Origin of the sequence: Aeromicrobium chenweiae (genome assembly GCF_003065605.1) — a bacterium.
Lineage (GTDB): Bacteria > Actinomycetota > Actinomycetes > Propionibacteriales > Nocardioidaceae > Aeromicrobium > Aeromicrobium chenweiae.
In genome coordinates this window covers 2390288-2408784 of record NZ_CP026952.1, presented here as the reverse complement: position 1 = coordinate 2408784, position 18497 = coordinate 2390288, and the positions used below count along the sequence as shown (strand labels likewise).

Annotated in this window: 16 protein-coding genes; 13 read left to right on the top strand and 3 right to left on the bottom strand. The window is 71.6% G+C overall.

Features of this window, described 5'->3' with window-relative positions:
* Positions 1-22 precede the first annotated feature (22 nt).
* On the top strand, positions 23-334 hold the full coding sequence (locus C3E78_RS11645) for a DUF2469 domain-containing protein (protein WP_108578545.1): 312 nt from the start codon (positions 23-25) through the stop codon (positions 332-334).
* 6 nt (positions 335-340) lie between these two features.
* On the opposite strand, the gene cobS is transcribed toward C3E78_RS11645, so the two are convergent.
* Positions 341-1081: an adenosylcobinamide-GDP ribazoletransferase gene (gene cobS / locus C3E78_RS11640; RefSeq protein ID WP_199906809.1), complete on the bottom strand. Its 741-nt coding sequence runs from the start codon at positions 1079-1081 to the stop codon at positions 341-343.
* A gap of 108 nt (positions 1082-1189) precedes the next feature.
* Here cobS and C3E78_RS11635 point away from each other — a divergent pair, with 108 nt between their 5' ends.
* From C3E78_RS11635 to C3E78_RS11620, 4 genes are read left to right on the top strand one after another with little or no spacing between them, the layout of a single operon-like run.
* Positions 1190-1552: a YraN family protein gene (locus C3E78_RS11635; protein ID WP_108578543.1), complete on the top strand. Its 363-nt coding sequence runs from the start codon at positions 1190-1192 to the stop codon at positions 1550-1552.
* Positions 1552-3132, top strand: a complete 1581-nt coding sequence (locus C3E78_RS11630) for a YifB family Mg chelatase-like AAA ATPase (RefSeq protein ID WP_199906808.1) — start codon at positions 1552-1554, stop codon at positions 3130-3132. Before C3E78_RS11635 ends, C3E78_RS11630 begins: the two co-directional genes overlap by 1 nt.
* Positions 3129-4277 carry a DNA-processing protein DprA gene (gene dprA / locus C3E78_RS11625; RefSeq protein WP_108578541.1) on the top strand — a complete coding sequence of 383 codons (1149 nt, stop codon included), beginning with the start codon at positions 3129-3131 and terminating at the stop codon, positions 4275-4277. The genes C3E78_RS11630 and dprA overlap by 4 nt, the downstream gene beginning before the upstream one ends.
* Positions 4278-4335: 58 nt before the next feature.
* Entirely contained in the window at positions 4336-5271 is a 936-nt protein-coding gene (locus C3E78_RS11620) for a tyrosine recombinase XerC (protein WP_108578539.1), read from the top strand.
* On the opposite strand, the gene C3E78_RS11615 is transcribed toward C3E78_RS11620, so the two are convergent.
* Positions 5246-6277: an adenosine deaminase gene (locus C3E78_RS11615; RefSeq protein WP_199906807.1), complete on the bottom strand. Its 1032-nt coding sequence runs from the start codon at positions 6275-6277 to the stop codon at positions 5246-5248. The two genes, C3E78_RS11620 and C3E78_RS11615, sit on opposite strands and share 26 nt — an antisense overlap.
* 35 nt (positions 6278-6312) lie before the next feature.
* Entirely contained in the window at positions 6313-7197 is an 885-nt protein-coding gene (locus C3E78_RS11610; protein ID WP_159085882.1) for a M23 family metallopeptidase, read from the bottom strand.
* A 301-nt stretch (positions 7198-7498) separates the two neighbouring features.
* On the opposite strand from C3E78_RS11610, the gene rpsB reads away from it, so the two are divergent.
* The 8 genes from rpsB to C3E78_RS11570 all read left to right on the top strand — a co-directional run bounded on the left by rpsB (position 7499) and on the right by C3E78_RS11570 (position 18464).
* A complete protein-coding gene (gene rpsB, locus C3E78_RS11605; RefSeq protein WP_108578535.1) occupies positions 7499-8476 on the top strand; it encodes a 30S ribosomal protein S2 in 978 nt (325 codons plus the stop codon).
* A 50-nt stretch (positions 8477-8526) separates the two neighbouring features.
* Entirely contained in the window at positions 8527-9342 is an 816-nt protein-coding gene (gene tsf, locus C3E78_RS11600) for a translation elongation factor Ts (protein WP_108578533.1), read from the top strand.
* 48 nt (positions 9343-9390) lie between these two features.
* Positions 9391-10140, top strand: a complete 750-nt coding sequence (pyrH, locus tag C3E78_RS11595) for a UMP kinase (RefSeq protein WP_108578531.1) — start codon at positions 9391-9393, stop codon at positions 10138-10140.
* A 62-nt stretch (positions 10141-10202) separates the two neighbouring features.
* Positions 10203-10724: a ribosome recycling factor gene (frr, locus tag C3E78_RS11590; RefSeq protein WP_424922772.1), complete on the top strand. Its 522-nt coding sequence runs from the start codon at positions 10203-10205 to the stop codon at positions 10722-10724.
* The gene (locus tag C3E78_RS11585; protein WP_108578527.1) at positions 10714-11574 is read left to right on the top strand and encodes a phosphatidate cytidylyltransferase; all 861 of its coding nucleotides are present in this window, start codon (positions 10714-10716) and stop codon (positions 11572-11574) included. Before frr ends, C3E78_RS11585 begins: the two co-directional genes overlap by 11 nt.
* A 247-nt stretch (positions 11575-11821) precedes the next feature.
* Positions 11822-15124 (top strand): transglutaminase family protein, encoded by a 3303-nt coding sequence (locus C3E78_RS11580; RefSeq protein ID WP_108578525.1) that lies wholly within the window; start codon positions 11822-11824, stop codon positions 15122-15124.
* Entirely contained in the window at positions 15121-17577 is a 2457-nt protein-coding gene (locus tag C3E78_RS11575; RefSeq protein WP_108578523.1) for a circularly permuted type 2 ATP-grasp protein, read from the top strand. Before C3E78_RS11580 ends, C3E78_RS11575 begins: the two co-directional genes overlap by 4 nt.
* Positions 17574-18464, top strand: coding sequence for a transglutaminase family protein (locus C3E78_RS11570; protein WP_108578521.1), 891 nt, complete (start codon positions 17574-17576; stop codon positions 18462-18464). The genes C3E78_RS11575 and C3E78_RS11570 overlap by 4 nt, the downstream gene beginning before the upstream one ends.
* The last annotated feature ends 33 nt before the right edge of the window (positions 18465-18497 follow it).

The window sequence follows — 18497 nt, the reverse complement described above, 5'->3', positions numbered from 1 at the left end:
GTTCTTCGACGAAGGGGACGGCATGAGCTCAGAGGACCTGGAGCGGTACGAGTCGGAGATGGAGCTCGCGCTCTACCGCGAGTACCGGGACGTCGTCCGCATCTTCAAGTACGTCGTGGAGACCGACCGGCGCTTCTACCTGTGCAACGCGGTGGACGTGAAGGTGCGGTCCGAGACCGGGGACGCGTACTTCGAGGTGTCGATGAACGACGCCTGGGTGTGGGACATCTACCGGCCGGCCCGGTTCGCCAAGAACGTCAAGGTGCTCACGTTCAAGGACGTCAACGTCGAGGAGCTGCAGGACTCCGACTTCAAGCTGCCCGAGGCCGACTGACCGTCGTCAGCTCAGCGTCGGCGCGATCAGCGCGATGAGCAGCAGGCTCTCGGCGATCTCGGTGCTGGCCCCCAGGCCGTCGCCCGAGACCCCGCCGAGGCGCCGGTGCCAGTAGAGGGCCACGGCGCCCGCGAGCGGGATCGCGACGAGCAGCACCGGCGAGGTGAGGACGCTCGCGACGGACAGCGCGACGGCCCACACCGCGACCGTCGGCCAGGTGATCTGGCCGCCGAAGCGCTCGCCGAGCCCGGCCTGCAGGGACGTGGTGAGGCGCGGCAGCGCCAGGCTGATCCACCGCGCCCAAGCGGGGACGAGGACGAGGACCCAGGTCAGGTCCTGGTGCGCGGCCTCGGAGAGCAGCACGAACTTGGCGATCAGCTGGAGCACGACGGTCACGACCCCGAACGCCCCCATGTGGGGGTCCTTCAGCGCGGCCGCGTAGCGCGCGGGGTCGCGGTGTGAGGCCCCGAGGGCGTCCGCCACGTCGCCGAGGCCGTCGATGTGCAGGGCACCGGTGATCCAGACCCACACGACGAGACCGGCCAGCGCCGCGAGCTGGGGACGGTCGGACAGCAGCTCGACCGGGACGGCCACGGCGGCACCGACGAGGAGACCCACGGCGGGGAACCACGGGGCGGAGCGGCCGATGTCGTCCTCGTGGAAGTCCCGGATCTGCGGCGTGGGGATCCGCGTCAGGAACTGCACCGCGAGGATCAGGCCACGAAGAGGTCTCGTCAGTCCGGTCACCGGGCGAGTCTAGGGCGGGTTGTCCACAGTCGGTCCGGTACCCGGACGTGTCCACAGGCCGCCGCGGTCCGCTGGATCGGGGCCGCCCGGGCCACGAGGCTCGACGACATGACCTACGAGCGCAACAAGGGAGTCGGCGACTACGGCGAGCGGGTCGCGGCCGACCACCTGAGATCCATCGGCATGGCGGTGCTGGCCACGAAGTGGACCTGCAAGTTCGGCGAGATCGACATCGTCGCCCGCGACGGCTCCACCCTGGTGATCTGCGAGGTGAAGACGCGGACGTCGTACGGGCACGGCGGCCCGTTCGAGGCGATCACGGGCCAGAAGGCCGCACGGCTGCGACGACTGGCGATGCACTGGCTCGAGGTGCACGACATCTCGCCGCCGAGCATCCGGATCGACGTCATCTCGGTCGTGGTCCCGGCCCGGGGCGGCCCCGTCGTCGAGCGCATCACCGGGGTGGCCTGATGGCGGCGGCGACGCACTCGGTCACGCTCGACGGTCTGTCGGGGAGACCGATCGAGGTCGAGGTCGACATCGGCGGCGGGCTGCCCGCGACCGTCCTGGTGGGTCTGGCCGACACCATGGTCAACGAGGCACGCGACCGGTGCCGGTCCGCGGTCTCCAACTCGGGCACGACCTGGCCCGATCAGCGGGTGACGATCAACCTGGCACCGTCGACGCTGCCGAAGACCGGTTCGCACTACGACCTGGCCATCGCCCTGGCGGTGTTCGCCGCGAAGTCGTTGGTGCCGGCTGAGCGACTGGCCGGCTCGGTGTTCCTCGGCGAGCTCGCCCTCGACGGGCGGCTGCGAGCCATCCGGGGCGTGCTGCCCGCGACGCTCGCCGCCGCGGAGGCGGGCTACGAACGGGTGTTCGTGCCCGAGGTCAACGTGCCTGAGGCCGAGCTGGTCCGCGGCATCGGAGTCGTCGGCGTGCGGTCGCTGCGCCAGGCCGTCGCGCTGCTGACCGGGGAGGAGGAGCCCGACGACCCGCCGGTGCCACCGCTCGACGACACCCCGTCCATCTCGTGGACCTCGGCCGACCGCCTCGCGCACCTGGACCTGGCCGACATCTCGGGGCAGGAGGACTCCCGCATGGCACTGCTCGTCGCGGCCGCGGGCGGCCATCACCTGCTGATGACCGGCCCGCCCGGGATCGGCAAGACGATGCTCGCCCAACGGCTGCCGGGCCTGCTGCCCGACCTCACGCACGAGCAGTCGTTGGCGGTCAGCGCCGTCCACTCGGTCGCCGGGGTGCTGCCGAGCGATGCGCCCCTGCTCACCCGGCCGCCGTTCCTCGACCCGCACCACACGGCCAGCGCGGTCTCGATCGTCGGCGGGGGCAGCCGCACGATCCGGCCCGGGGCGCTGAGCCTGGCCCATCACGGGGTGCTGTTCCTCGACGAGGCACCCGAGTTCGCGTCCAACGTGCTGGAGGCGCTGCGCCAGCCGCTGGAGAGCGGTCATGTCGTGGTGTCGCGGGCGGCGATGACCGCGGCCTATCCGGCGCGCTTCCAGCTCGTCCTGGCGGCGAACCCGTGCCCTTGCGGACTCAGCTCGGCGGTCGCGGACCAGTGCCGGTGCACACCCCTGATGCGCCGTCGCTACGCGGACCGGCTGTCCGGTCCGATCCGTGACCGCATCGACATCCACCGGTCCCTGACGTCGCTGTCCCGGCCCGAGCTCGTCACCGCGATGGGCGACGCGCGCTCGACCCGTGAGCTCGCGGCGATCGTGCAGGAGGCGCGTGGACGACAGGAACGCCGGCTGCGTGACACCCCGTGGCGGCTCAACAGCGAGGTGCCGGGCGTCGAGCTGCGCAAGAGCTGGCCGGTCGGCGAGCAGGGCCGGGTCCTGGTGGACCAGCAGCTGCGCACCAACAAGCTGAACGCCCGGTCCGCCGACCGCATCCTGCGTCTGGCCTGGAGCGTGGCCGACCTCAACGGCCACGACGTCCCGCGCGGGGACGACGTGGAGGCGGCGCTGTCGTTGCGCCGCGGCACCGCGCTGGGCGGGTCCCTGCGAGACCTGGTGCGCGCCTCGTGAGCCGGGAGGCGCGGCTGGCGCTGAGCCTCGTCGTGGAGCCGGGGGACGCTCGCCTGCGCGACCTGCTGCAGGTGCACGACCCGGACCGGGTGCTCCGGGCGGTTCGTCGCGAAGGTCGGCTGGCGGGGGAGCGTCTCCCCGAGGCCTGGGTCGAGCGGGCCGGCGACGTCGACGACCGGGTCGACCGTGCGCTGAGCCGGGCGGAGGCGGCGGGGCTGCGCTGGCTGTGCCCCGGGGACGCCGACTGGCCGTCATCACTGGACGACCTGGATCACGTGAACGCGCTGCACGGCACGGCCGGGGCGCCGATCGGCCTGTGGGTCCGCGGAACCGCCAGCCTGCGTTCGATCGGCGAGGAGGCCGTGGCGGTCGTCGGTGCGCGGGACTGCACGACGTACGGCGCGGAGGTGGCCTCAGACCTCGGTGCGGACCTGGCCGACGCCCGGTGGACCGTGGTGAGCGGTGCTGCGTACGGGATCGACGGCTGCGCGCATCGCGGTGCGTTGGCCATGGGTCGGCCGACCGTGGCGGTGCTGGCCTGCGGGGCGGACGTCGACTATCCCCGGTCGCACGCCTCCCTGCTGTCGCGGATCGCCGAGGACGGCCTCGTGGTCAGCGAGCAGGCCCCCGGCGAGGCGCCGCTGAAAGGGCGCTTCCTGTCGCGCAACCGGATCATCGCCGCGCTCGGCCAGGGAACGGTGGTCGTCGAGGCGGCGGTGCGCAGCGGGTCGCTCAACACGCTGAACTGGGCCGACCAGCTCGGCCGGGCGACGATGGCCCTGCCCGGGCCCGTGACGTCCAAGGCGTCCGGGGGAGTGCACGCCGCGGTGCGCGAGGGCAAGGCCGTGCTCGTCACGAGCGGCGCGGACGTGCTGGAGGAGCTCGGGGGCCTCGGCGCCGAGGAGTCGGCCTTGGCGGCCCCGTCCACCCAGCTCGACCTGCTGCCGCCTGCCGCGCGCACGACACTGGACGGGCTGGATTGGCACAGCACCCGTTCCCTCGCCGAGGTCGCGGCCGGGGTGCGGCTCAGCCTGCGGGAGGTCCGGTCGGCTCTGGAGCTGCTCGAGCGCCGCGCTCTCGTCGTCCGGCATGCCGACGGATGGGTGCTGCGACCGCGCCCCGACGCGCAGGTCAGGTCGCCGTGAGCAGCCCGTCCGGCGCGCCGACGTGAGCGGACGGCGATCACGTCGCACACTGGCAGCGATGAACGACGAGACCCCCGACGACCTGACCGAGGCCTGGTCGAACGTCCTCGGCGCGTACGAGCAGCACCTCCGGGCCGAGCGCGACCTCTCGGCCCACTCGGTGCGCGCCTACCTGACCGACCTGCAGAGCCTGGCGTCGCACGCCGGACGTCTGGGCGTCGACGACCCGGCCGGCCTGACGATCCGGACCCTGCGCAGCTGGCTGGCCCACCTGCAGACGATGGGCAAGGCTCGCACGACGCTGGCCCGCCGGTCCACGTCGGCCCGGGTGTTCACGGCGTGGCTCGCCCGCACGGGTCGCGCGGACGCCGACGCCGGCGCGCTGCTGGTCAACCCCAAGTCGCACCGCGAGCTCCCGGTCGCACTGAGCGAGACCGAGGTGCGGGCCCTGCTCGACGCGACGACCGACGCCCTGGTCGACGACGGCACGCGTGGCCTGCGCGACCTAGCGATCCTCGAGCTGCTCTACGCGACGGGCATTCGAGTGGGGGAGCTGGTGGGGCTCGACGTCGACGACCTCGACCGCAGCCGCCGGGTCGTCCGTGTCCTCGGCAAGGGGCGCAAGGAGCGCGCTGTCCCGTACGGTCTGCCGGCGTCCGACGCGGTCGAGCTGTGGCTCGAGCGCGGGCGCCCCGAGCTGGCCACGGAGGCCAGCGGTCCGGCGGTGTTCCTCGGGACCCGTGGTGGCCGCATCGACCCCCGGGCGGTCCGTCGGGTGGTGCACGAACGGCTCGCTGCCGTTGAGGGCGCCCCGGACCTGGGACCGCACGGCCTGCGCCACACCGCGGCCACGCACCTGCTGGAGGGCGGCGCGGACCTGCGCAGCGTGCAGGAGATCCTCGGCCACGCCTCGCTCGGCACGACCCAGATCTACACGCACGTCAGCAACGAGCGCCTCCGCAGTGCGTTCAAGCTCGCCCATCCGCGGGCGTGACCGTGCGGACGTCGCTCTCCCACTGGTCGACCTCGATCAGCAGCTCCTTGCGCCGGTCCTCCTCGAGGAACGAGGCCAGGAAGGAGTTGCGGGCCAGTAGTGCGGACCCGTCGCGGTCGATCCCCAGGTCACGTGCCAGGGCCACGAAGTTGTCGCCCACGTACCCGCCGAAGTAGGCCGGGTCGTCCGAGTTGACGGTGGCGACCAGTCCGGCCGACAGCAGCGCCGGCAGGGAGTGAGAGGCGACGTCGGGGACGACCCGCAGCCGCACGTTCGACAGCGGGCACACGGTGAGGGGCATGCGGTCGAGCGCCATCCGGCGGACGAGCGCGTCGTCCTCGAGCACGCGCACACCGTGGTCGACGCGCTCGACCCCGAGCACGTCGAGCGCCTCCCACACGTACGACGGCGGACCCTCCTCGCCCGCGTGCGCCACGACCCGCAGGCCGAGGTCGCGAGCATCGCGGAAGACGTCGGTGAACAACGACGGCGGGTAGCCGACCTCGGCGGAGTCCAGCCCGACGCCCAGGAGCGTGTCCGCGTACGGCGCGAGGCCCTCGAGGGTCTCGTGCGCCTCGACGACCGGCCGGTCGCGCAGGAAGCAGGCGATGAGACCGGTGGACATGCCGTGCGCGGCCTGCGCGCGCTCGACGCCCGTCGTGAGGCCGGCCATGACGACGTCGAGCGGGATGCCTCGCGACGTGTGTGCCTGCGGGTCGAAGAACATCTCGACGTGCCGGACGCCCTGGGCCGCGGCCCGGTCCGCGTAGGCGGTGACCAGGTCGGCGAAGTCCTCCTCCGTGCGCAGCACGTCCATGCACGAGTAGTAGAGGGTGAGGAAGGAGACGAGGTCGTCGAACCGGTACGCCTCACGCAGCGACTCCACGTCCGGGAACGGAACGTTCAGCTTGTTGCGACGGGCGAGGGCGAACACCAGCTCCGGCTCGAGGGTGCCCTCGATGTGCAGGTGGAGCTCGGCCTTGGGGAGTGTGAACAGCTCATGCATGGCGACCATCCTGCCGGGGCGGTCCACACCGTCCGTCACAGGTGAGGCATCGGGTCGACCGGGGTCCCGTCCTTCACGAGCATGAGGTGCAGGTGGCACCCAGTCGACAGTCCGGTGGTCCCGGAGCGACCGATCACCTGGCCGGGACGGACCCGCTCCCCGGCGGCGACCGAGATCCCGCTCAGGTGGTTGTAGGAGGTCTCGACACCGGGGGAGTGCCGGACGACGACCCGCTGGCCGTAGGCCCCGGCGTACCCGCGGTCGACCACGGTGCCGGCGGCCGCGGCGTGGACGGGCGTCCCGCAGGGCACCCCGAAGTCGGTGCCGTCGTGCAGCTTGCGCACCCCGGTGAGGGGATGGACGCGCATGCCGAACGGCGAGGTCACCGGTCCACCGACCGGTCGCTGGAGGTCCCCGCCGATGCCGGCCGGTGGTGACGGAGGAGGACCGTCGGCGCTGATCAGCCGGAACCTGGCGCCGCCGAGGAGGTCCAGCGGGTCGAGGTAGTCGTGGCCGACCCGTCGTCCGAGGTGCAGGCACGGCCCGGCGCAGTGGCTGTGAGTGCCCAGCAGCGTGCCGATGACCTCGCCGGCACGCACTGCGTCCCCGTTGCGCACCCGAGCCCGCACCGGCTGGTAGGTGGACCGCTCGGTGCCGTGGTCGATCGAGATCACCGGGACGCCACCCACCTCTCCCACGAACGCGACGCGTCCCGGCGCGACGGCTCGGACCCGATCGCCGACCGCTCCGTCGAGGTCGATGCCGCGGTGACCCGCGCCGTACTCGTCCGCCGGGGGGTCGAACCGCTCGCCCACGGCATGGTCGTCGAGGGGCCACGACCAGGTCTCGGGAGTGCCGGGATCGGCCGCCACGGGCAGGAGCAGCAGGACGATCGGCAGGGCGGCCAGGGGACGGGTCATGGGGACCAGCCAAGTCCCGCGAATCGCGCGGCACAGCCCCTCGCGGCCGGGCTGGGGACGGCCGCTGCGGGCCCCGGGGCTGTGGATTTCGTGACGGGGGCTTCGGTGCCCTAGACTGGGGACACTCACTTCGTCGAAGTGAAATTCGCGCGCCTGTCCTCCGTTTGACGCGAGAGCTGAATGCGGATGGGGTCCTGGTCTCCCGGTCGGGAGTGGGCCCCAGCACGACAGGCGCCAGGTCACCGCCGCCGGCGGTGAGTCAACCAGGACCGGCACACGTGTGCCACAAGGAGATACGACCATGGCCGTCGTCACCATGCGCCAGCTGCTCGAGAGCGGCGTTCACTTCGGGCACCAGACCCGTCGTTGGAACCCCAAGATGAAGCGTTTCATCTTCACCGAGCGCAACGGCATCTACATCATCGACCTCCAGCAGTCGCTGGCCTACATCGACGCGGGATACGAGTTCGTCAAGAACACCGTCGCCCGTGGCGGAACGATCCTGTTCGTCGGCACCAAGCGCCAGGCGCAGGAGCCGATCGAGGAGCAGGCCAAGCGCGTCGGCATGCCCTACGTCAACCAGCGTTGGCTCGGCGGCATGCTCACCAACTTCCAGACGATGCACCAGCGGCTCCAGCGCATGAAGGAGCTCGAGGAGATCGACTTCGACGACGTCGCGGGATCGAACCGCACGAAGAAGGAGCTCCTCGGCATGAGCCGCGAGTACGCGAAGCTCTCGCGCACCCTCGGCGGCATCCGCGACATGGGCCGCACGCCGTCCGCCGTGTGGATCGTCGACACGAAGAAGGAGCACCTCGCGGTCGACGAGGCCAAGAAGCTGAACATCCCGATCATCGCGATCCTGGACACCAACTGCGATCCCGATGACGTCGACTTCCCGATCCCGGGCAACGACGACGCGATCCGCTCGGTCGGCCTGCTGACCCGCGTCATCGCCGACGCCGTCGCCGAGGGCCTCCTGGCCCGCGGTGGTGCCAAGACCGGTCAGGAAGAGCCCGGCGCCGAGCTCGGTGCCGAGGAGCCCCTGGCCGACTGGGAGCGCGAGCTGCTGGAGAAGAAGGACGCCGACGCCGCCGCGAAGGCTGCCGAGGCTCCTGCTGCTGCCGAGGCCCCCGCTGCCGAGGCCGCGGCCCCGACCGAGGCTCCTGCCGACGAGACCCCGGCTGCTGCCGAGGCCGCCGCTCCCGGCGCGGACAAGGTCGACGTCACCGTCGATCCCGCCGTCGCCGAGAAGGACGCCACGCCCGCGTCCGAGTGACGTAGGCGCTCGTTCCCCTGACTGCACAGACATTCGCAAAGGAATCACACATGGCTATCTCTGCCACTGAGGTCAAGAGGCTCCGCGACGCCACCGGCGCGGGCATGATGGACGCCAAGAAGGCGCTCACCGAGGCCGACGGCGACTTCGACAAGGCGATCGAGGTGCTCCGCATCTCGGGCGCCGCGAAGGCTGCCAAGCGCGGTGCCGAGCGGGAGGCCACCTCCGGCCTCGTCGCCAACTACGGCAGCGCGATCGTCGAGCTCAACTCCGAGACCGACTTCGTCGCCAAGAACGACCAGTTCATCCAGCTGGCCGAGGACCTCGCGGTCCTGGCCGACCAGGTGAAGCCGGCCAACGCCGAGGAGTTCGCGAGCGCGAAGCTCGAGAACGGCAAGACCGTCGCCGAGGCCGTCGCCGACCTCGCGGTCGTCATCGGCGAGAAGATCGAGCTCGGCCGCGTGGCCAGCTTCGACGGCACCGTCGCGACGTACATGCACCGTCGTGCCAGCGACCTGCCGCCGGCCGTCGGCGTGCTCGTGGAGTTCGAGGGCGACAGCCACGACGTCGCCCGCGGCGTCGCGATGCAGATCGCCGCGATGCGCCCGCGCTACCTCACGCGCGAGGACGTCCCCGCGGACATCGTCGCCAAGGAGCGTGAGATCGCCGAGGCGACCGCACGCGAGGAGGGCAAGCCCGAGCAGGCGATCGCCAAGATCACCGAGGGCCGTCTCAACGGCTTCTTCAAGGACCAGGTGTTGCTCGAGCAGGCCTCGGTTCAGGACAATAAGAAGACCGTGAAGGCACTCCTCGATGAGGCCGGCGTGACGCTCAAGCGTTTCGCCCACATCGAGATCGGCGCCTGACCCACCCAGCAACACCCCGTTCAACCCGCTGATCGAGAGGCCGGATTCGTGACCACTGCTGAGCATGTCGACGGTCCGGCCTCCGGTCATGGGCTGAAGAGGGTCCTGCTGAAGCTGTCCGGCGAGGTGTTCGGCGGCGGCAAGATCGGCATCGACCCCGACGTCGTCAACGGCATCGCCAAGCAGATCGCCGAGGCGGTCAACGAAGGTGTCGAGGTGGCCATCGTGGTCGGCGGCGGCAACTTCTTCCGCGGCGCCGAGCTGAGCCAGCGCGGCATGGAGCGTTCGCGCGCGGACTACATCGGCATGCTCGGCACGGTGATGAACAGCCTCGCGCTGCAGGACTTCATCGAGAAGCAGGGCATCGAGACACGCGTCCAGTCCGCGATCACGATGGGCCAGGTCGCCGAGCCGTACATCCCGCGGCGCGCGATGCGGCACCTCGAGAAGGGCCGGGTCGTCATCTTCGGCGCCGGCGCGGGCATGCCGTACTTCTCGACCGACACGGTCTCGGCGCAACGCGCGCTGGAGATCAAGGCCGACGCCGTGCTGATGTCCAAGAGCGGTGTCGACGGGGTCTACTCCGCCGACCCGCGGACGGACCCCACCGCCGTCAAGTACGACAGCGTGACGTTCGACGAGGCGCTCCGCATGGGGCTCAAGGTCGTCGACGCCGCAGCGTTCGCGCTCTGCATGGAGAATCGCCTGCCGATGATCGTGTTCGGCATGGAAGGCGAGGGCAACGTCGCGCGCGTCCTGCGCGGTGAGAAGATCGGAACACTCGTGCACGCTGCCTAGGCGCGCACGGACTCAAGGAGAACACCGTGATTGACCAGACCCTGCGTGACGCCGACAGCAAGATGGGCAAGGCCGTCGAGCACGCCCGTGACGAGTTCGCCGCGATCCGCACCGGTCGTGCGCATCCTGCGATGTTCGCGCAGATCACCGCCGAGTACTACGGGCAGCAGACGCCCCTGAACCAGCTCGCCGGGTTCCAGGTCCCCGAGCCGCGGACGGTCATCATCCAGCCGTACGACGCCGGCGCCAAGCCCGCGATCGAGAAGGCCATCCGTGAGTCCGACCTCGGCGTGAACCCCAGCGACGACGGCAAGGTCCTGCGCGTGACCCTGCCCGAGCTGACCGAGGACCGCCGCAAGGAGTACGTCAAGCTCGCCAAGTCCAAGGCCGAGGAGGGACGTGTCGCCGTCCGCGGCGCGCGTCGCAACGCCAAGCAGGCGCTCGACAAGGCGGAGAAGGACTCCGAGATCAGCAAGGACGACAACACCGGCGCCGAGAAGCGCCTGGACGCGCTGACGAAGAAGCACGTCGAGGCGATCGACGAGCTGCTCAAGCACAAAGAAGCAGAGCTCCTTGAGGTCTGAGTCTCCCGCCGAGGAGACACCTGCGGAGGCCGTCAGGACCAGCCGCGCAGGGCGCAACCTTCCGGCCTCGATCGCGGTCGGCGTCGGCCTGCTGGCGCTGGTCGTGCTCTCGTTGGCCCTGGTCAAGGAGGTGTTCATCGCCGTCGTGGCGGTGGCCCTGCTGATCGGCCTGTTCGAGCTGACACGCGCGTTCTCCACGGCCGGCATCCGGCTGCCGTTCGTCCCCGTCGCGACCGGTGGCGTCGCGATGCTGCTGGGCAGCTACTGGGGCGGCATGGAGACCGCCGCGATCGCGATGGCGCTGACCGTCATCGGCACGATGGTCTGGCGCCTGAGCGAGGGCGCGGACGGGTTCGTGCGTGACGTCGGCGCGGGCATCTTCAGCCTGTCGTACCTGTTCCTCATGGGCACCTTCGTCCTGCTCATGCTGCAGGAGGACGACGGGCCGTGGCGCATCGTGGCGTTCATCGTCGCCACGATCGCGTCCGACATCGGTGGCTACATCGCCGGTGTGCTGTTCGGCAAGCACCCCATGGCCCCGACGATCAGCCCGAAGAAGTCCTGGGAGGGTTTCGCGGGCTCGCTGCTGTTCGGCATCGGCTCGGGCATCGCCACCGTGACGTACGCCCTCGACGGCGACTGGTGGGTCGGGATCATCCTCGGCGTCGCCGGTGTGGTGTTCGCGACGCTCGGTGACCTGTCGGAGTCGCTGATCAAGCGCGACCTCGGCATCAAGGACATGGGCGACCTGCTCCCCGGTCACGGCGGCATCATGGACCGCCTCGACTCCCTGATCGCCGTGGCTCCCATCGCCTGGCTCATCCTGTACACCCTCGTCGACGTCTCCTGACCCCCCAACGCCCACGAGTCGCGTACGGACGCTGACGAGTCGCGTACGGACGCTGAGGAGTCGCGTACGGATGCCGTACGTGACTCCTGGACGTCCGTGCGTGACTCGTCGCTGTCCGTGCGTGACTCGTGGACGTCCGTGCGTGACTCGTCGGCGATGGCTGGGACGGCGGGGGGAGCGGCTCGGGGCCGACGGGGAAGGTGAGCCCGGTGGTGTCGTCGCGCGCCCGCCCGGGCACCCTTGAGACATGTCGATCAAGGTCGCCCTGGAGCACCGCACCACGTACGAGTTCGAGCGACCGGTCGAGCTGGGTCCGCACGTCGTCCGCCTGCGGCCCGCCCCGCACAGCCGCACCCCGATCGAGGCGTACTCGCTGACGGTCAGCCCCGCGAACCACTTCGTGAACTGGCAGCAGGACCCGTTCGGCAACTGGCTGGCGCGCCTCGTCTTCCCCGAGAAGGTCTCGACGCTGGACATCACGGTCGGCCTGGTCGCCGACATGGTGGTCGTCAACCCGTTCGACTTCTTCATCGAGGAGTACGCCGAGACGTACCCGTTCTCGTACGAGCCGTCGCTCGCGGCGGACCTGGCGCCCTACCTGCGTCCCGTCGGCGAGGGCGACACCGACGCCCCGGGACCCTTGGTCACCGAGTTCCGTGAGCTCCTGCCGGACCTCCCGGAGGGCGGGATGGCGATGGTGCCGTTCCTGGTGCAGCTCAACGCCGCGGTCTACCGCTCGGTCGGCTACTCGGTGCGCATGGAGGCCGGCGTGCAGAGCCCTGACGAGACGCTGAGGCGCGGTGTGGGCTCGTGCCGCGACAGCGCGTGGCTCCTGGTGTCGCTCCTTCGGCAGTACGGCCTGGCCGCCCGCTTCGTCTCGGGCTACCTCGTCCAGCTCGCCTCCGACACCGTGTCCCTGGACGGTCCCAGCGGCCCCACCGAGGACTTCACCGACCTGCACGCCTGGGCCGAGGTGTTCGTGCCCGGTGCCGGCTGGATCGGGCTCGACCCGACCTCGTCGCTGTTCGCCGGCGAGGGCCACATCCCGCTGTCGGCCACCCCGCACCCGTCGTCCGCCGCGCCCATCTCCGGCACGCTGATGGAGCGGGCGAACGTCGACTTCTCGTTCCACAACACCGTCCGTCGCGTCCACGAGGACCCCCGCGTCACGAAGCCGTACACGGCCGCGGAGTGGCAGCGCATCGACCAGCTCGGCGAGGCGATCGACGTGCGCCTCGAGGCCGGCGACGTGCGCCTCACGCAGGGCGGCGAGCCGACCTTCGTGGGGCTGGACGACGTGACGTCGCCGCAGTGGAACACCCAGGCCGACGGCCCCGCCAAGCGCATCAAGGCCAGCGAGCTCGCCGAGCGGCTGCGCGAGGTGTACGCCGGCGGTGGCGTGGTCCACCGTGGCGAGGGCAAGTGGTACCCGGGTGAGGAGCTCCCGCGCTGGCAGATCGCCCTGCAGTGGCGCTCGGACGGCGAGACCCTGTGGTCCGACCCGAAGCTGCTGGCGGAGCCCTGGGACGAGTCCGCCGCGCAGGAGGACGCCCCCGCGCGGGCGGCCGAGCTCGGCCGCGAGATCACCAGCCTGCTGGGCCTGCCCGCCGAGCAGCTCCGCGGAGCGTACGAGGACCCGCTGACCGACCTGGTGAACCAGCTCCGCCGGCCGGACGGCGACCGGCCCGGCCTCGACCCCCTGGCCCCGACACCCGATCTCGCGGTCGAGCTCGACGCCGGCGTGGTGGAGCCGACCGGCTGGGTTCTCCCGCTCGTCACAGGCGAGGAGTGGACGAGCCCGGACTGGTCGCTGCGCCGCGGCCGCATCGTCCTGCTGCCGGGCACGTCGGCGATCGGGCTGCGGCTGCCGCTGTCCTCGATCACGTGGGAGGACCCCCGGGCGTCCGGCGACGCGTCGTACGTCGAGGCCGGCCCGCGTCTGGACCCCCGCATCCCGTCCGTGCCGGTCGTCGCCCCCGCGACGGAGCCGACGACGGCGCTGACGGTCGAGGCCCGCCGCGGGTTCGTGCACGTCTTCCTCCCGCCGACCGAGCGTCTCGAGGACTACGCGGACCTGCTCCACGTGATCGACACCGCGGCGACGCGCCTGGGTCAGCGGATCGTGATCGAGGGGTACGGTCCGCCGCCGGACCCGCGCCTCACGCAGCTCGTCGTGGCCAGCGACCCCGGCGTCATCGAGGTCAACGTGCACCCGACGTCGTCCTGGTCCGAGCTCCGCGACCTGACCACCACCCTGTACGCCATCGCGCACCGGACGCGGCTCACGACCGAGAAGTTCGACCTCGACGGCGTCCACACCGGCACGGGCGGCGGCAACCACATCACGCTCGGCGGCCAGGAGCCGGCGGCGTCGCCCATGCTGCGTCGCCCCGACCTCCTCGTCAGCCTCATCACCTATTGGCAGCGGCATCCTGCGCTGTCCTACCTGTTCTCGGGCCGCTTCATCGGCCCGACGAGCCAGGCGCCGCGCTTCGACGAGGGACGCCCCGAGTCGCTGTACGAGGCGGAGATCGCGTTCCGCGAGCTGGACCGGCTGACCGCCGAGACCGAGGAGCCGCGGCCGTGGCTCGTCGACCGGGCGCTGCGGCACCTGCTGACCGACCTGACCGGCAACACGCACCGCGCCGAGTTCTGCATCGACAAGATGTACAGTCCCGACTCCTCCCGCGGCCGGCTCGGCCTCCTGGAGCTGCGCGGGTTCGAGATGCCCCCGCACCCGCAGATGGCGATGGTGCAGTCGCTGCTCGTCAGGTCGCTGGTCACGATGTTCTGGGAGAAGCCGTACCGCGCACCGCTCGTCCGGTGGGGCACCGCGCTGCACGAGGACTTCCTCCTGCCGCAGGGCGCCATCCGCGACATCGCGTCGGTCGTGGCCGACCTGCGCGAGCACGGCATCGACTTCGAGGAGTCCTGGCTCGACCCGTTCACCGAGTTCCGGTTCCCGCGCATCGGCGTGGCCCGCGCCGGCGATGTCGAGCTCGAGCTGCGCTCCGCGATCGAGCCCTGGCACGTCCTGGGCGAGGAGGCGACGTCCGGCGGCATGGCGCGGTACGTCGACTCGTCCGTCGAACGCCTGCAGGTGACGGTCCGCGGCGTCCTGCCGCAGCAGCACGTCGTCACGTGTCAGGGTGTTCCCGTGCCCCTGACCCCGACCGGTGTCGCCGGCGAGCACTTCGCCGGGGTCCGCTACCGCGCCTGGCAGCCCCCGTCCGCGCTCCACCCGTCGATCGAGGTGCACGCGCCGCTGCGGTTCGACGTCGTCGACATCGGCTCGGGGGTCTCGCTGGGCGGGGCGACCTATCACGTGGTGCACCCCGGCGGCCGGGCCCACGGGAACCCGCCGATCAACGCCCGCGAGGCGGAGGCGCGCCGGTCCAGCCGGTTCGAGCCGTTCGGGCACTCGCCGGGGCCCCTCGACGTGGCCGCGATCCAGGAGGCGGGACGGCGGGCGGCCAGCGACGAGTACCCGCACACGCTCGACCTGCGCCGGGTCGCACCGCCCCGAACGGCCCGCGAGGCAGGGCAGTGACGGCGCTTCGCGACTACTCCGCCGCCGTCACCCAGCCGATGCTGACCGGCGGCCAGCCGCGGTACGACGAGGTGGTGGCCCCCGACGGCACCCTGCGCCCCAGCTGGCGCCCGCTCGCGGAGAGCGCCGTCCAGCTGACCGAGACCGACCTGCGCCGCGTCGGTGGGGACATCGAGCGCTTCCTGGCCAACGACGGGGTGACGTACACGCCGCCGGAGCAGGACCCCGAGCCGTGGCGCCTCGACCCGGTGCCGCTCATCGTCGAGGCAGCCGAGTGGTCGCCGCTGGAGGTCGGGCTCGCGCAGCGCAGCGAGCTGCTCAACGCGATCCTCGTGGACCTCTACGGGCCGCAACGGCTGCTGTCGAGCGGCGTGCTGCCGCCGGCCCTGGTCTTCGCCCACCGGGGCTTCCTGCGCGTGTGCGCCCGCGCGTCGGCCCAGGACCCGCACCCGCTGCTCATCGCTGCCGCCGACCTCGGGCGGAACGCCACGGGGGAGTGGCAGGTCATCGCCGACCGGGCCCAGGCCCCCTCCGGCATCGGGTACGCGATGGAGAACCGCCGCGTCATCTCCCGCGTCCTGCCCGAGCTCTACCGGCAGGCCGGGCTGCACCGCATGGCGCCGTTCTTCCAGGCCCTGCGCTCGACTCTGATCGACTCGGCGCCGGGGCATGCACCGAACCCACGCGTGGTGGTGCTGTCGCCGGGCACCCTGTCCGAGACCGCGTACGACCAGTCGTTCGTCGCGTCGAGCCTCGGCTTCCCGCTCGTCGAGGGCAGCGACCTGGTGATGCGCGACGGTGCCGTGTGGATGCGGGTCTTCGGTCGGCTCGAGCGGGTCGACGTGATCCTGCGACGCGTTGACGCGGACTGGAGCGACTCGCTGGAGCTGCGCAAGGGCTCGCAGCTCGGCGTCGCCGGTCTCACCGAGGCCGTGCGTCGCGGCTCGGTGCGGGTGGTCAACGGTCTCGGTGCCGGTGTGCTGGAGAACCCGGGCCTGCTGCCGTTCATGTCCGCGATGTGCGAGCTGCTGCTCGAGGAGCCGCTGCGCCTCCCGTCGGTGCAGACCTACTGGACCGGCGACGAGCGCTCCATGGCGTACGTCCTGGACCACCTCGACGGGCTGGCCGTGAAGTCGATCGACGACCCCGCGGACCTCGGCCACCTCCCGAAGGACCGAATCCGCTCGCTCGTCCGCGCAGAGCCGCACCGCTACGTCGGCCAGGAGCTGCTGCCCCTGTCGCAGTCGCCGACCCTCGCCGCCCGCGGGATCGAGCCGCAGACGGTCACCCTGAGGACGTTCACGCTGCGCTACGGCTCGACGTACCGGCCCCTCGTCGGAGGCCTCGCGAACGTGTACGACGCGGCGAACGCGGTCTCGAGCAAGGACGTGTGGGTGCTCAAGGAGCGTCCCGAGGACCCCGACCAGGGCTTGATGGACGTCATGCCGCTGACGAACGTCCGGGCGCCGGCCGCGATGGTGCCCCGCGTGCTCGAGGACATGTTCTGGTTCGGGCGCTACGCCGAGCGCGCCGAGGACATGCTGCGCCTCGTGCTCACCGCACATGCCGCCGCCGACGACTTCGGCACCCGTCCCCGCACCGCGGGCGGCGAGAGCCTGGCGGTCCTGATGTCCGCGATCGACCGGCTCAGCGCCTCGCCGTTCGGGCCGGACCGGCTCGACGACGACTTCCGGTCGCTGCTGCTCGACGCGCACCGACCGGGATCGGTCGCCCAGTCGATCAGTGCGCTGCGCGACGCCGCGCAGAGCGTCCGCGACCAGCTCTCGCCCGACACCTGGCAGGCCTTCGGGTCGACCGACCGGGCCGCTGCGAACCTCGTGGCGTATCACTACAGCCACCAGGTCGCCGAGAGCGCAGGGCAGGCGCTGACCGGCATCCTGTCGCTGCAGGGGGTGACGGCCAACATGGTCCGCGACCCGGGCTGGCGCATGATCGGCATCGGTCGTGCGGTCGAGCGGGCGCTGCAGCTGTGCCACCTGCTGGCGGCGACCACGACGACGCGTCGTGGCCTCGACGTCGACCGCCACGTCCACACCGCCGTGCTGTCAGCCGCGGAGAGCGCGGTCACGCACCGCCGCCGCTACCGCGGGTACGCGCGCCTCGCAGGCGTCCTCGAGCTGCTGCTGCTCGACGTGGAGAACCCCCGCTCGCTGGCGTTCGGTGTCGCCGAGATGCGGACGCACCTGGCCGCGATGCCCGAGTCGACGGGGTCCACGCGGCCCGAGCGACTGCTCGACGACCTCGCCGAGGAGCTGGACCGCGCGGAGATCGCGGCGCTGACCGCCATCGAGGGCGAGCGCCGGCCCAACCTGGAGAGGTTCCTCAGCGGCTACATCGGTCAGCTGACCCGGTTCGCGGACGCCGTGGGCGAGCTCCACTTCTCCGCGGGCCCGGCGCCGCGGTCGTTCGGCTTCGCGACGGTGACCGAATGAGCCGGCACTACCGGATCTCGCACCGGACGACGTACTCGTACGACGACGACGTCAGCGACAGCCTCGGCATCGCGTACCTCGTCCCGCGGCAGCTGCCGTGGCAGCAGGTCCTCCGCCGCGACCTCGTCCTGACGCCCGACGCGCCCGACCGCACCGAGGACCTGGACTACTACGGCAACACCGCGACGTACTTCCAGGTCACCGAGCCCCACCGGGTCCTGGACGTCCTGGCCACGAGCGACGTCGTGGTGACCGGCGAGGTGCACTCCGACGAGGCGCTCGCGACCCCGTGGGAGCTCGCGCGTCCCGCTGCGCGCGCGGACGTGGCGGACGCGTGGCGGGCGCAGGACCTCGCGCTCGCGTCGCCGCTCGTGGACCAGACCGCCGAGGCCCACGCCTATGCCGCGGAGTCGCTCGCGCCGGGGCGTCCGCTGGGTGAGGCGGTGGTCGAGATGATGCAGCGCACCCATCGCGACTTCCGGTACGACAAGACCGCGACGACGGTGACCACGACCGTCGCCGACATCTTCGCCAAGCGGGCCGGCGTCTGCCAGGACTTCGCCCACCTGATGCTGGCGTGCTTGAGGTCCCACGGGCTGGCCGCGCGGTACGTCAGCGGCTACCTCGCCACGACGCCGCCGCCCGGCAAGGAGCGGATCGTCGGCGCGGACGCGACGCACGCCTGGCTCGCGGTGTGGGTGCCCGGCGACGGCTGGCTCGCGGTCGACCCGACCAACGACCAGCTGGTGAACGACCGCTACGTCACGGTCGCGTGGGGCCGTGACTACGGCGACGTCCCCCCGGTGAAGGGCGTGATCTTCACCGAGGCCAGGTCGTCGACGCTCCGCGTGGAGGTCGACGTCGCGCCGGTCGAGGACGGTGCCTAGCGCCAGCGGTCGCGGTTTCGTGACGTCCTGAAA

Bases quoted from the DNA above. Each gene is read 5' to 3' on its own strand.
- C3E78_RS11645 (WP_108578545.1), top strand. From the start codon at position 23: ATGAGCTCAGAGGACCTGGAGCGGTACGAGTCGGAGATGGAGCTCGCG.
- C3E78_RS11635 (WP_108578543.1), top strand. From the start codon at position 1,190: ATGACCTACGAGCGCAACAAGGGAGTCGGCGACTACGGCGAGCGGGTC.
- C3E78_RS11630 (WP_199906808.1), top strand. From the start codon at position 1,552: ATGGCGGCGGCGACGCACTCGGTCACGCTCGACGGTCTGTCGGGGAGA.
- C3E78_RS11620 (WP_108578539.1), top strand. From the start codon at position 4,336: ATGAACGACGAGACCCCCGACGACCTGACCGAGGCCTGGTCGAACGTC.
- C3E78_RS11615 (WP_199906807.1), bottom strand. From the start codon at position 6,277: ATGCATGAGCTGTTCACACTCCCCAAGGCCGAGCTCCACCTGCACATC.
- C3E78_RS11610 (WP_159085882.1), bottom strand. From the start codon at position 7,197: ATGACCCGTCCCCTGGCCGCCCTGCCGATCGTCCTGCTGCTCCTGCCC.
- rpsB (WP_108578535.1), top strand. From the start codon at position 7,499: ATGGCCGTCGTCACCATGCGCCAGCTGCTCGAGAGCGGCGTTCACTTC.
- tsf (WP_108578533.1), top strand. From the start codon at position 8,527: ATGGCTATCTCTGCCACTGAGGTCAAGAGGCTCCGCGACGCCACCGGC.
- frr (WP_424922772.1), top strand. From the start codon at position 10,203: ATGGGCAAGGCCGTCGAGCACGCCCGTGACGAGTTCGCCGCGATCCGC.
- C3E78_RS11580 (WP_108578525.1), top strand. From the start codon at position 11,822: ATGTCGATCAAGGTCGCCCTGGAGCACCGCACCACGTACGAGTTCGAG.
- C3E78_RS11570 (WP_108578521.1), top strand. From the start codon at position 17,574: ATGAGCCGGCACTACCGGATCTCGCACCGGACGACGTACTCGTACGAC.